We start from the raw sequence: 12,003 nt of genomic DNA on the forward strand, positions 1-12,003 counted from the left end.
GAAGGGTACGGTCCGCCGGACACGGGCGAGCGGGCGCCATGGCGTACCCCCGGCTCCCCTCTTCCGCACCCGCGTACGCCTCCGTACGCCCCCCGCTACAGCGCCGCCGCGCCCTGGACGCGAAGCCGCTGGCCGTACTGCTGGAGCGCCCACAGCTCGTTCCTGACCGCGATCGTCTCCGGGGAGTCGGCGGGGACGCCCTGCGCGGCCAGCCGGGCCTGGGTCGCGTGGACCTGGCCGATCCGGCGCTCCACCGCGTTCACCCGGACCCGGACCAGCACCTCACCCGCGTAGAGCTCCGGGACCTTGTGCATCACCGGCTCGACCGCCAGCTCGGTGATCATCATCCGTACGGTGTCGTCGGGCGCGGCCTCGCGCACCCGGGTCAGATAGTCGCCGTCGGCCCGCTCGACCCCGCCGACCTCCATGATCACCCGGCGTACCGCGGCGTACGGCGGGCCGGTGAACTCGTCCTCGCCATAGGCGTCGAAGGCCGGGGAGACCAGCTGCGGGTACTGGAGGGCGAGCTTGAGCAGCTCGCGCTCGACCCGGTGCGCGGGGCTGCGCAGATCGAGCCGGGGTCCGCGCGGCGCGGCGGGGGCGGTCTGCGGCTGCGCGTACGCCCCCCGCGCGGGCCGTCCGCGCTCCGGCGCCGCTCCCCCGGCCGCCCTGGCCCGGGACATCGCCCGCACCCGGCGGATCATCGACTGCTCCTCGGACTGCGTGGCGATCCCGGCCATCCCGACCAGCCGGATCGCGTAACGGTCGCGCAGCGCCTGGTTCTTGATCGCGGCGACCACCGGGACGGCCGCGTCGACCGCCGCCACCCGGCCCTCGTCCGTGTCCAGGTTGTAGCGGCCGACGATCGACCGCAGGGCGAAGGCGAACAGCGGGGTACGGGTGTCGATCAGCCGCTGTACGGCCGCGTCGCCCTCCGCGAGCCGCAGTTCGCAGGGGTCCATGCCGCCGGGGGTGATCGCGATCGAGGTCTCGGCGGCGAACTTCTGGTCGTCCTCGAAGGCGCGCAGCGCGGCCTTCTGCCCGGCCTCGTCGCCGTCGAAGGTGAAGACGACCTCGGCGGTGGAGTTGTCCATCAGCAGCCGGCGCAGGATCTTGATGTGGTCGCCGCCGAAGGAGGTGCCGCAGGTGGCGATCGCGGTGGTGACCCCGGCCAGATGGCAGGCCATCACATCGGTGTAGCCCTCGACGACGACCGCGCGGCCGGTCCTGGCGATCTCCTTCTTGGCCAGATCGATCCCGTAGAGCACCTGGGACTTGTGGTAGAGCGGGGTCTCGGAGGTGTTGAGGTACTTCGGGCCCTGGTCGTCCTCGCGCAGCTTGCGGGCGCCGAAGCCGATCACCTCGCCGGTGATGTCGCGGATCGGCCAGATCAGCCGGCCCCTGAACCGGTCGATGGCGCCGCCGCGGCGGCTCTCCGAGGCCAGGCCGGCGACCATCAGCTCCTTGTCGGTGAAGCCCTTGCCGCGCAGATGACGCACGAGGTGGTCCCAGCCGGCGGGCGCGTAGCCGACCCCGAAGTGCTCGGCCGCGGCCTGGTCGAAGCCGCGCTCGGCGAGGAACTTCCGCCCGATCTCGGCCTCGGCGCCGCCCAGTTGCTCGACGTAGAAGAGCGCGGCGGCCCGGTGTGCCTCGACCAGCCGGATACGGTCGCCCTGCTGCCGGCCGTGGCTGTGCCCGCCCTCCTCGTACCGCAGCGTGATCCCGGCCTGCGCGGCCAGGCGCTCCACGGTCTCGGCGAAGGTCAGATGATCGACCTTCATCACGAACGCGAGCGTGTCGCCGCCTTCCCCGCACCCGAAGCAATGGTATAGACCTTTGGCCGGGCTGACCTGGAAGGAGGGGGACTTCTCGTCGTGGAAGGGGCACAGGCCCTTGAGATTGCCGCCGCCGGCGTTCTTGAGCTGGAGGTATTCGGCGACCACGGCATCGATCGGAACGGCGTCCCGTACCGCCTTCACGTCTTCGTCCCTGATCCTGCCTGCCACGCGTGCAGTCTACGGGCCCGCTCGGACACGTACGGGCTCCGGCCTCCGCCCGAACCCCACCCACCGCGGCCGCGGCCACTGCCCAGCGCGGGCACCCGCACGGATACCGGCCCGCGCCGGATACGCGCGGCCCTCGCGCCCGGCACGGACACAGGCGCGGACACCGTCCGGCGCGGGCAGCCGCACAACCCCGCGCAGCGTACGGGCCCGGTCGGACACCCACCAGCTCGGTCGCGGACCAAAGCCCGTCTCCGCGGCGCGAACCGCCGCCCGCCGCGGCCGCAGCCGCGAGCGCCGCCCGGCGCGGGCACCCGCACGGATACCGGCCCGCGCCGGATACGCGCGGCCCCCGCCCAGGACGGGCATCCGTACAAACCCGTGCAGCGTATGGGCCCGGTCGCGGACCGAAACCCGTCTCCGCAGCGCGAACCCCCACCCGACGTGGCCGGGGACACCACCCGGCACGCGTACAACCCGGCACCGTACGGGCGCACCCTCCGCACGGGCATCGCCACCGCGCCGATCACGCGCGAACCCCGCCCGGCACGGACACAGGCGACAGTGCCCGGCGCGGGCACCCACACAACCCGGCGCAGCGTACGGGCCCGGTCGGACACCCACCAGCTCGGTCGCGGACCGAAGCCCACCTCCGCGGCGCGGAACCCCACCCGACGCGGGCGCGGCCGCGGGCACCGCCCGGCGCGGGCAGCCGCACAAACCGCACGCCGCCCGGCACGGGCACGGGCACGACGTCGCGCGACCCCCCGCCCGGACGGGCGTCCGTACAAACCCGCGTGCCGGCCGCACGGGTATTGACCGGCTCGAAAGGGGAGGACTAGCTTCGGCATTTATTAGGAAGGTTTCCTAACTTGTCAAGGAGCCGCGCCCGTATGCCCATCGCCGCCCGCAGGGCCACCGTCGTCACGACCGCCGTCACCGCCGCCGCGCTGGTGGCCGCGCTCGCCCTGGCTGAAGGCGCGGACACCGCGCAGGCCGCCACCACCGGACTGGTCCGGGTCAACCAGGCCGGCTACGCGGACGGCGCCGCGAAGGAAGCCTTCCTGCTGGCCCACGGCAAGGTGTCGAACGCGTCCTGGAAGCTGCTCGACAGCCACGGCAAGGTCGCCGCCCACGGCCGCACGGGCGGCAGCCTCGGCAAGTGGAACAAGGGCTACCCGGCGGTCTATCTGATCGACTTCAGCAAGGTCCACCGGCACGGCCGCTACCACCTGGTCGTCGGCGGCGCGGCCACCGCCTCCTCCCCCGCCTTCACCATCGGCTCCCGCGCGGCCGTCTTCGGCAAGCCCGCCGCCGACGCCACCGCCTTCTTCCAGGCCCAGCGCGACGGCGCGCACACCGTACCGGGCGCCCTGCACCGCAAGCCCGCGCACCTCAACGACGCCAAGGCCGCCGTCTACGCCTGGCCCACCTTCACCGACCCCGACGGCGACACGATCAAGGCCGCGCCGAAGAAGATCGGCGGCCCGGTGGACGTCTCCGGCGGCTGGTTCGACGCGGGCGACTATCTGAAATTCACCGAGACCACCTCCTACGCCGTCGCCGCGCTCCAGATCGCCGCCCGCCAGAGCGGCGCCCACCCGCCGGCCGCGCTGACCGCCGAGGCCCAGCACGGCCTGGACTGGCTGGACAAGATGTGGGACGAGAAGACCCGCACCCTCTACATCCAGGTCGGACTCGGCTCGGGTACGGACAGCGGCAGCGTCGTCGGCGACCACGACGTGTGGCGGCTGCCGGAGAAGGACGACACCGACTCCGCGCACCCGTTCCTGAAGAACCGGCCGGTCTTCCGGGCCGGGGCGCCCGGCGCGAAGATCAGCCCCAACCAGGCGGGCCGGCTGGCCGCCGACTTCGCGCTCGGCGCGCAGCGCTACGCCCGTACCAGCCCGGCGAAGGCCCGCGGGTATCTGCGGACGGCCGCGCAGATCTACGCCCTCGCCGACACCAAGCCGGGCACCCTGGTGACGACCGTGCCGTACGGCTACTACCCGGAGACCAGCTGGAAGGACGACCTGGCCCTCGGCGGCGCCGAACTGGCCCTGGCCGCACAGAAGCTGCACGACCCGCGGGCCTCCCAGTGGCTCGCGCAGGCCGCCCACTGGGCCAAGGGTCACCAGAGCGAGGCCGGCGCGGACACCCTCAACATGTACGACACCAGCGCGCTCGCCGACCTCGATCTCGCCCGCGCGCTCAAGGCGGCGGGCAGGCAGCACGGCCTGGCGGTGACGTATCAGCAGCTCATCGGTTATGTGAAGGGCCAGATCAAGGCCGGGCAGCAGCGGGCGAAGGCCGACCCCTTCCACGCGGGCGCGGTCTACGACGACTTCGACGCGGACTCGCACACCATGGGTCTGGCGGCCACGGTCCGGCTGTACAAGGCGGTGACCGGCGACGCGTCGTACGACAGGTTCGGCACGCAGCAGTTCGGCTGGCTGCTGGGGGCGAACGCCTGGGGGACGTCGTTCATGGTCGGCGAGGGGAAGACCTTCCCCAGGTGCACGGCCGGTGAACTGGGCAACCTGGCGGGCGGTCTGAAGGGCTCCCGGCCGCTCGAAGTCGGCGCGATCGTCAACGGGCCCAACGGCGCCGAGCAGTTCAGCGACGGCCTCGGCGACTACATGGACGGCATGCGGGCCTGCCCGGCGGGCGGCGCGGACCCGTTCGGCGCCTTCAACGGGCACGGCAGCCGCTATGTGGACGACGTCAGGTCGTGGCAGAGCTCGGAACCCGCGCTGGACATGGACGCGTCGGGACTGCTGGCGTTCTACCTGTCGAAGTGACGGCCGCGCGGTCCCCTGCCCGGACATCACAGGGCCGTGGACCGCGCGATCCGGCGCCGCGGCCGACTGCTACGGCCGGCCGAGATCCTTGGTGACGAAGCGGTAGTGCAGACCGCTCGGCGCGAGCTCGAACTGCTCACCGATCGCGGTGAAACCGGCGTGCTCGTAGAAGCCGGCGGCGGCGATCCGGCCGTTGCACCAGACGATCCCGGCGCCCCGGGCGGCGGCCTCGCGCAGCCCCGCCCGCAGGGCCGCGACACCGTATCCCTGGCCGCGCACCTCGGGGGCGGTGCCCATGCCGCGGAAGCGGTACGCGGGGGCCGCGTCGCCGGACAGCGGGTCGGGGAAGAAGGTCACGCAGCCGCGTACGGCGCCCTCGGCGTCGTACGCGGCTATGTGGAAGACACCCTCGTGCGCGTCCTCCGGATAGACGGCGGTCTCGCGCGGCAGCCCGGTACGCAGCACCGCCCATCGCAGCGCGAAGATCTCCTCGACGGGTACGACGGCGGTCCGCATACGGGTGTCCTTCCTGATCAGTCCAGGAAAGAGGCTAGCGGTACGGCAGGGTCGGACAGCGCCTCGGGGTCGACCGGGCGGCCGGAGCGGATGAGGTTCTGGACGGGCTCGGTGACGTCCCAGATGTTCACGTTCATCCCGGCGAGCACCCGGCCCTCGTTCAGCCAGAAGGCGATGAACTGCCGCTTGCCGACGTCCCCGCGGCACACCACCTGGTCGTACGAGCCGGGCGCCGCCCAGCCGGAGAACTCCATGCCGAGGTCGTACTGGTCGGAGAAGAAGTACGGGACCCGGTCGTACGAGACCTCCTGGCCGAGCATCGCGCGGGCGGCCGCGGGGCCGCCGTTGAGGGCGTTGGCCCAGTGCTCGACCCGCAGCCGGCGGCCGAGCAGCGGGTGCTCGGCGTTGGCGACGTCCCCGGCGGCGTAGATGTCCGGATCGGAGGTGCGCAGGGAGGCATCGACCGCGATACCGCCGCCGTCGGCCCGGTCCACCAGGGTCAGCCCCGCGGCCTCGGCGAGCGCGGTGCGCGGGGCGGCGCCGATCGCGGCGAGCACGTCGTGCGCGGGGTGCTCCTGGCCGTCGTCGGTGAGCGCGGCCAGCACCACGCCGTCCTGGCCGGTGATCCCGGTCAGCCGCGTCCCGAACGCGAAGCGCACCCCGCGCTCGGTGTGCAGATCGGTGAAGACGGCGCCCAGTTCGGGGCCGAGCACGGAGTGCAGCGGGGTCGGCGCGGGCTCGACGACCGTCACCTCGGCGCCGTAGCCGCGGGCGGCGGCGGCCACTTCCAGGCCGATCCAGCCGGCCCCGGCGATCACCAGATGGCCGTTCTCCCGGCCGAGGCTGGCCAGGACGTGCTTCAGCCGCTCGGCGTGGGCCAGGCGGCGCAGGTGGTGGACGCCGACCAGGTCGGTGCCGGGGATGTCGAGGCGGCGCGGTTCACTGCCCGTGGCGAGGAGCAGCTTGTCGTACTGCAAGGTGGTGCCGTCGCCGAGGGTGACGGTGTGGGCGGCGCGGTCGAGGTGCACGGCGGGCTGGCCGAGGTGCAGTTCGATGTCGTGCTCGGCGTACCAGGCGTTGCGCTGGACGAAGACGGAGTCGCGCTCCGCGTTGCCGGCCAGGAACGCCTTGGACAGCGGTGGCCGTTCGTAGGGGTGGTCGCGCTCGTCGCCGATCAGTATCACCCGGCCGGTGAATCCCTCGGAGCGAAGGGTCTCGGCGGCTTTCGCCCCGGCGAGCCCGGCTCCGACGATCACGAAGGTCTGGTGTGCGTCCACCACTGTGCGCCTCCCCTGCGGGTTGTTCCCTGGATACCCGCGCGGGTCCGTCCGCGCGCGTGCCGCACGTCAGCGTCCCGCACGCCGGGTCCCTCCGGAAGGGCGCCGCGCCGTACGGGTGTCGTGGGCGCGTCGTCCGCGGGAGGTTCGCGGCGCCGCTCCGGGGCATTCCCGGCGACTATGCCAGGCGCGCGTGCAGGGCCGTCGCCGCCGCGTCCGTCAGCGCCGCGATCTGGTCCACGACCGTACGCCTGCGCACCAAAGGGTCCGAGGCGTCCTCGTAGATCCCCCTGAACTGCGGATCGAGCCCCTCCGGCGCCCGCGCCAGCAGCGCTTCCGCCAGCTCGCCTATCACCACCCGCTGCTCCGCCCGGCGCCGCGCCTGCGCGGCCCGCTGCATGACGCAGCAGTCGGCCACCGCCTTGAGCACCGCGCACTCCAGGCGCTGCTGCGCCGGGACGACCAGCTCGGCGCCGTACCGGGTCAGCCCCGCGTCCCCGTAGCACTCGCGTGTCGCGCTCTCCGCGGCCTGGCAGAACCGCCCGATGAGCTGCGAGGCCGCGTCCTTGAGCCGGGCCTGGTCGAGCGCGGAGCCGTCGTAGCGCCGGGGCCACCACGGCTGGCCGATCAGCCGGTCCAGGGCCTCGGCGAGCGCGTCGGACTCCGTGCCGGGCGGGGCGTAGCGCGCGGCCGCGCAGGCGAAGACCTCGGCGCGTTCCGGGCCTGACAGCAGCGCGCGGGGGTCGATGTGCCCGGCCTGGAGGCCGTCCTCCACGTCGTGCGCGGAGTAGGCGACGTCGTCCGCCCAGTCCATGACCTGCGCCTCGAAGCAGCGCCGCTCGTCCGGCGCGCCCTCGCGTAGCCAGCGGAAGATCGGCAGGTCGTCCTCGTAGACGCCGAATTTGCGGCTGTGCGGGGCCGTGGGGTGGCCGCCGCGCGGCCAGGGGTACTTGGTCGCCGCGTCGAGGGCGGCCCGGGTGAGGTTGAGGCCGACGCTGACGAGGGCGCCGCCGGGGGCGTCGAAGAAACGTTTCGGCTCAATCCTCGTCAGCAGCCGCAGGCTCTGCGCGTTGCCCTCGAAACCGCCGCACTCCGCGGCGAACTCGGCCAGTACCTGTTCGCCGTTGTGCCCGAAGGGCGGGTGCCCGAGGTCGTGCGCGAGGCACGCGGTCTCCACGAGATCGGGGTCGCAGCCCAGCGCGGCGCCCAGTTCACGCCCGACCTGCGCGCACTCCAGGGAGTGGGTGAGCCGGGTCCGCGGACTGGTGTCGGTGACGGCGCTGCCGCCCACCCCCGGGTCCACGACCTGCGTCTTCCCGGCGAGTCGGCGCAGCGCCGCCGAGTGCAGCACCCGGGCCCGGTCGCGCTGGAAGGCGGTGCGGCCGGGGCGCTTCTCCGGCTCGGGCACGTAGCGTTCCGTGTCCGCGTCGGCGTAGGGGTACGCGGTCGCCGCATCGTTGCCGTTCATAAGAACGACCGTAACCGGTCAGGGGGCTCCGACCGCGAACAGCCGATGGGCGCCGGGGGTGGCGGAGATGGCCTGATCGTGACGGGCCTGGTCGTAGCGGGCCTGGTCGTAGCGGTACAGGACCAGCCGGGCCATGGCCGGGTGCGCGCCGAGCGGGGCCGAGGCGATCCAGGGCGCGGCGCCCACGCTCTGCGTGGCGAAGCGGCCGGGCGCGGTGAAGTACGCGGCGACCGCGATCCGCCGCAGCCCCCGCGCGGTGAGCGCGGCGACCGCCTCGGGGACCGTGGGCGCGGCGGCCGAGGCGTACGCGGGTACGACCGGGACGCCGCCCAGCCGCGCGCCGAGCAGGGCGGCGGTCCTGGCGGTGTCGACCGCGGAGTCGGGGTCGCGCGACCCGGCGGCGGCCAGCACGACCGCCTGCCCGGGGCCCTCGGCGTCCCAGCCGGCCGCGAGCAGCCGGGCGTGCAGCGCCAGCGCGAGCAGCGGATGCGGGCCGAGCGCCGGGGCGACCACGCCGCGCAGGTGCGGCGCGGCGGCGAGCGCCGCGGGCAGATCACGCTTGACGTGGTGGCCGCGGCCGAGCAGCAGCGGTACGAGGACGGCTTCGCCGCTCAGCCCGGCCAGTGTGTCGGCGAGCGGCGGATCGTTCAGCTCGATGTGCCCGAGGCGTACGTCCAGGCCGGGGCGCAGGGCCCGGACCCGGTCGAGCAGCGCCCGTACGGTCCGCAGCGCGCGCGGGTCGCGGCTGCCGTGCGCGACGGCCACGAGGGCCGGCCGGCGGGTCGGCGCTGTCGGAATCGTCATACAACGATCCTGCGGGGTGCGGATTGCGCGACCGTTTCGGGCCGGTCACGGATGATGTCGGCGCTCTCACGGGGGCTTCCGCCTCCGGTGAGGGGCCGGGCGGCGTTCGACGCGGCTTGCGGCGGGGCTTGCGGCGGGCCTACGGTTCCGCGCGGTCCAGCCAGTCGCCGCTGTCGATCCGGGAGCCGGAAAGCAGCAGCTCACGGGCCGTACGGTCGGCGGCGAAATAGACCCAGGCGTCGATCTCGCCGCTTTCGGTCAGCACATTCCGCCGCGCTCTCTCGTAATGGTTCGCCGCGCTGCCCGGGACGTATCCCTCCAGCCGGTCGAGTGCCGCGAGCACCTGCTCGTACGCCGCCGCGCTGGGCCCGTCGAGTACGGCGACCGCGCCGCGCACGGTCCCGGCGCCGGTCGGGTCGGGGACCGCGTAGGGGTAGCCGGGGCCCTGGAAGAGCAGGGCGGCGTGCAGCACGGCCGGGGTCCAGGACAGCGAGTGCTCGTGCAGCAGCAGCCGATGATTGCGCTCGCCGGGCAGCAGCGTCCCGTAGAGAAAGAACGGCAGACGCGGGGAGATCACAGCAGCCTCCGAAGCTGATTGTCGCCGGGCCGCCGGGCTTCCGGACCGGTGTCGGCCCGGGCGGCGGGGGTCGGTTTCCGCCCGGCCGGCCGGAGATGCCGCGGCGGTGTGTTCGGTTGGGTGCGCGTCGTGTTGATCAACTGTCAACCCGACCCGGCGGCGCGGAAGCGGCTGAGCAGTGCGTGGGCTGACGGGCTGTCCGCGTCGAAGACATGAATGTCCTCGTGTTCGGCGGGGACTTCGGGTCCCCACAGGCGCGCTCCGTTGCAGCTGAAGCAGAAGGAGATCTCGAAGAGAAGGGCCGTGGCGCCGTGGGCCCGGATGCCCCAGCCCGGGGTGAAGCAGCGCCGCCTCGCGCCTTCCGGCAGTTCGGTGATCAACGCCGGCACCTGCCGGACCTCGTCCTCCGCCCAGAGTGCGACGTCCTCACCGTCCAGCGGGCCCGGGAACACGTCCCGCGTGGCCGAGGTGACGCGGACGACCTCGATCAGCTCGGTTCGCGCGCCGGCGCCGGGAAGCAGCATGCGTCAAGCATCGCGGATCACCGCACCCTCCCGTAGGGGTTCGGGACCGGTTCCGGCCAGGCCGGTGCGAGCCGGCCGGGCCCGAGGACACAGGCGCACCGCGCCGGGGGCGGGACGGTGTGGGAGAACGGTGGTGGCGGGGGTTGATGGCACGCTTCGGGGGACATATCGGCATCCGGCCCGGGCCGGTGGCAGAGGGTTCAGGGGCGTGAGAGTCGGCTTCGCGTGCGGCCGGCCCGATTTCGGCGCGTTCGGGCCGGGGAAAGGAGACGGCTTGTGGCTATCGGTCGGCGGCGGCGCGGTGGAGGTCTGAGGGAGGACCGGTCCGAGGGGTTCGGCGAGCGGTTGCTGGGCACCCTGCTCGACCGGGCGCACGAGATGCCGGCGCAGCTGATCGCTCCGCTGGTCGCCGAGGAGGTGAGCCGGATCGGCGGCCGGGAGGTCTCGATCCTCCTGCAGGACTACGAGCAGTTGCTGCTCGTGCCCCTGCCGGGCCGGCGGCTGACCATCTCCGGTCCCGAGCCGGTCGTGGGCTCCCCTGCCGGTGAGTCCTTTCTGCTCCGCCGGTCCGTGGAGGTCGCCGAGAACGACGGCGTCCGGATGTATCTGCCGCTGCTGGACGGCAGCGACCAGATCGGGGTCATGGTCGTCACCCTCGACCGTGTCGATGACGACGACCGGCGGCTGCTGCGCCGACTGGCCGCTCTGGTCGCCGACATGATCGTCACCAAGGACGCCTACACCGACGAGTTCTTCCAGGCCAGACGCCGGGCCCCGATGAGCGTGGCGGCCGAGATCCAGTGGTCGCTGCTGCCCCCGCTGTCGATGACCGTTCCCCAGGTCGAGGTCGCGGGAATCCTGGAGCCCGCCTACCGGGTGGCCGGCGACAGCTTCGACTACGCCCTCAACGGGGACATCCTGCACGCCGCGATGATCGACGCGATGGGACACGGCCTGGACGCCGCGACCATGGCCACCGTCGCGATCGGCGCCTACCGGCACACCCGGCGCGCCAACACCGACCTGTCGCAGATGTACGCGTTCATGGACCGGGCCATCGAGCAGCAGTTCAGCCCCGACCACTTCGTCACCGCCCAGATGATGCACCTCAATGTCGCCACCGGTCATCTGAAGTGGGTCAACGCCGGCCACCCGGCGCCGGTGCTGATCCGGGCCGGCTCCGTACACGAACGGCTGGAGGGCCCGACGACCCTGCCCCTGGGCTGCGGCGGCGAACCGCCGCGGGTGAGCGAACGTCACCTCCAGCCCGGCGACCGGCTCCTGTGCTTCACCGACGGGCTGATCGAAGAACACCACGTCGGCGGAGACCCGTTCGGCGAGGCTCAGTTCATCGACACGATCAACCGCACCGTACGTGCCCACGCGAACGGAGGAGTCCGCGCGATCGCACGTACCCTCTCGCACGAACTCAAACGCGAGCGCGGCGGCATCACCAGCGACGACTCCTCCCTGTTCCTCATCGAATGGCGAGGAGGCGCCGCGAACCACCTCGGCGTCATGGAGTGAACACCCCCCGCGCGTCCGGTAGTTGCCCCCGGGGGCCGCTGCCACGCGGAAGCGGGACGGTCGGCGGGTCGGGCCCGTAAGGAAACAGTCCGGGTACCGCAGCGCGGTACCCGGACCGGTCCACGGCCGTCGGGGACGGTCAGTCCTTCTTCTTCTCGCCCAGCTTCTCGACGAAGTCCTGGGCCTTGTCGACCGCCGTGTCGATCTTGTCGCCGTGCTTGCCGCCGGTCTTCTCGTCGACGAGGTGGCCGACCTTCTCCAGCCCTTCGGAGATCTTGTCGCCGTGCGCCTCGGCGACCTCCTCGGCCTTGTCCTTGAGGTTCTTCAGGGCGTCGAACATGGGCAGACACGTCTCCTTCTCCGGTACTCCCTGGTCAGGGAAATGTTCCCACGGGGAACCCGGCGGCCGGGACAGCCCGTCCCCGGCCGGCCCGGAGCCGCGACCGGTGACCGGAACCGCCGGGGCCGGCCGGGCAGGGCCGGCCGCGGGCGCCCGACGGGCACTC

Annotated in this window: 10 protein-coding genes; 2 read left to right on the plus strand and 8 right to left on the minus strand. The window is 73.1% G+C overall.

Annotation, left to right across the window (positions count from 1 at the left end; all coding sequences use genetic code 11):
- Positions 1-95 precede the first annotated feature (95 nt).
- Complete coding sequence (dnaG, locus tag OHA30_RS09715) at positions 96-2,006, minus strand: DNA primase (protein ID WP_328913413.1); 1,911 nt, start codon at positions 2,004-2,006, stop codon at positions 96-98.
- Positions 2,007-2,896: 890 nt separating this feature from the next.
- Between dnaG and OHA30_RS09720 the strand changes: the two genes are divergently transcribed.
- Positions 2,897-4,804 carry a glycoside hydrolase family 9 protein gene (locus OHA30_RS09720; RefSeq protein WP_328913414.1) on the plus strand — a complete coding sequence of 636 codons (1,908 nt, stop codon included), beginning with the start codon at positions 2,897-2,899 and terminating at the stop codon, positions 4,802-4,804.
- 69 nt (positions 4,805-4,873) lie between these two features.
- Here OHA30_RS09720 and OHA30_RS09725 read toward each other — a convergent pair whose 3' ends face one another.
- The 6 genes from OHA30_RS09725 to OHA30_RS09750 all read right to left on the minus strand — a co-directional run bounded on the left by OHA30_RS09725 (position 4,874) and on the right by OHA30_RS09750 (position 9,970).
- Positions 4,874-5,320 (minus strand): GNAT family N-acetyltransferase, encoded by a 447-nt coding sequence (locus tag OHA30_RS09725; RefSeq protein WP_328913415.1) that lies wholly within the window; start codon positions 5,318-5,320, stop codon positions 4,874-4,876.
- Between the two features lie 17 nt (positions 5,321-5,337).
- Positions 5,338-6,600, minus strand: a complete 1,263-nt coding sequence (locus tag OHA30_RS09730; RefSeq protein WP_328913416.1) for an NAD(P)/FAD-dependent oxidoreductase — start codon at positions 6,598-6,600, stop codon at positions 5,338-5,340.
- Between the two features lie 175 nt (positions 6,601-6,775).
- Positions 6,776-8,065: a deoxyguanosinetriphosphate triphosphohydrolase gene (locus OHA30_RS09735; protein ID WP_328913417.1), complete on the minus strand. Its 1,290-nt coding sequence runs from the start codon at positions 8,063-8,065 to the stop codon at positions 6,776-6,778.
- 18 nt (positions 8,066-8,083) lie between these two features.
- The gene (locus OHA30_RS09740) at positions 8,084-8,869 is read right to left on the minus strand and encodes a sirohydrochlorin chelatase (RefSeq protein ID WP_328913418.1); all 786 of its coding nucleotides are present in this window, start codon (positions 8,867-8,869) and stop codon (positions 8,084-8,086) included.
- Between the two features lie 139 nt (positions 8,870-9,008).
- Positions 9,009-9,446: a gamma-glutamylcyclotransferase family protein gene (locus tag OHA30_RS09745; protein WP_328913419.1), complete on the minus strand. Its 438-nt coding sequence runs from the start codon at positions 9,444-9,446 to the stop codon at positions 9,009-9,011.
- Between the two features lie 143 nt (positions 9,447-9,589).
- On the minus strand, positions 9,590-9,970 hold the full coding sequence (locus tag OHA30_RS09750) for a hypothetical protein (RefSeq protein ID WP_328913420.1): 381 nt from the start codon (positions 9,968-9,970) through the stop codon (positions 9,590-9,592).
- A 276-nt stretch (positions 9,971-10,246) separates the two neighbouring features.
- On the opposite strand from OHA30_RS09750, the gene OHA30_RS09755 reads away from it, so the two are divergent.
- A complete protein-coding gene (locus OHA30_RS09755; protein WP_328913421.1) occupies positions 10,247-11,497 on the plus strand; it encodes a PP2C family protein-serine/threonine phosphatase in 1,251 nt (416 codons plus the stop codon).
- A 139-nt stretch (positions 11,498-11,636) separates the two neighbouring features.
- On the opposite strand, the gene OHA30_RS09760 is transcribed toward OHA30_RS09755, so the two are convergent.
- The gene (locus tag OHA30_RS09760) at positions 11,637-11,837 is read right to left on the minus strand and encodes an antitoxin (protein WP_328913422.1); all 201 of its coding nucleotides are present in this window, start codon (positions 11,835-11,837) and stop codon (positions 11,637-11,639) included.
- Between the last annotated feature and the right edge of the window lie 166 nt (positions 11,838-12,003).

The sequence above is a fragment of the Streptomyces sp. NBC_00223 genome (assembly GCF_036199905.1).
In the GTDB taxonomy this organism is placed as follows: Bacteria; Actinomycetota; Actinomycetes; order Streptomycetales; family Streptomycetaceae; genus Actinacidiphila.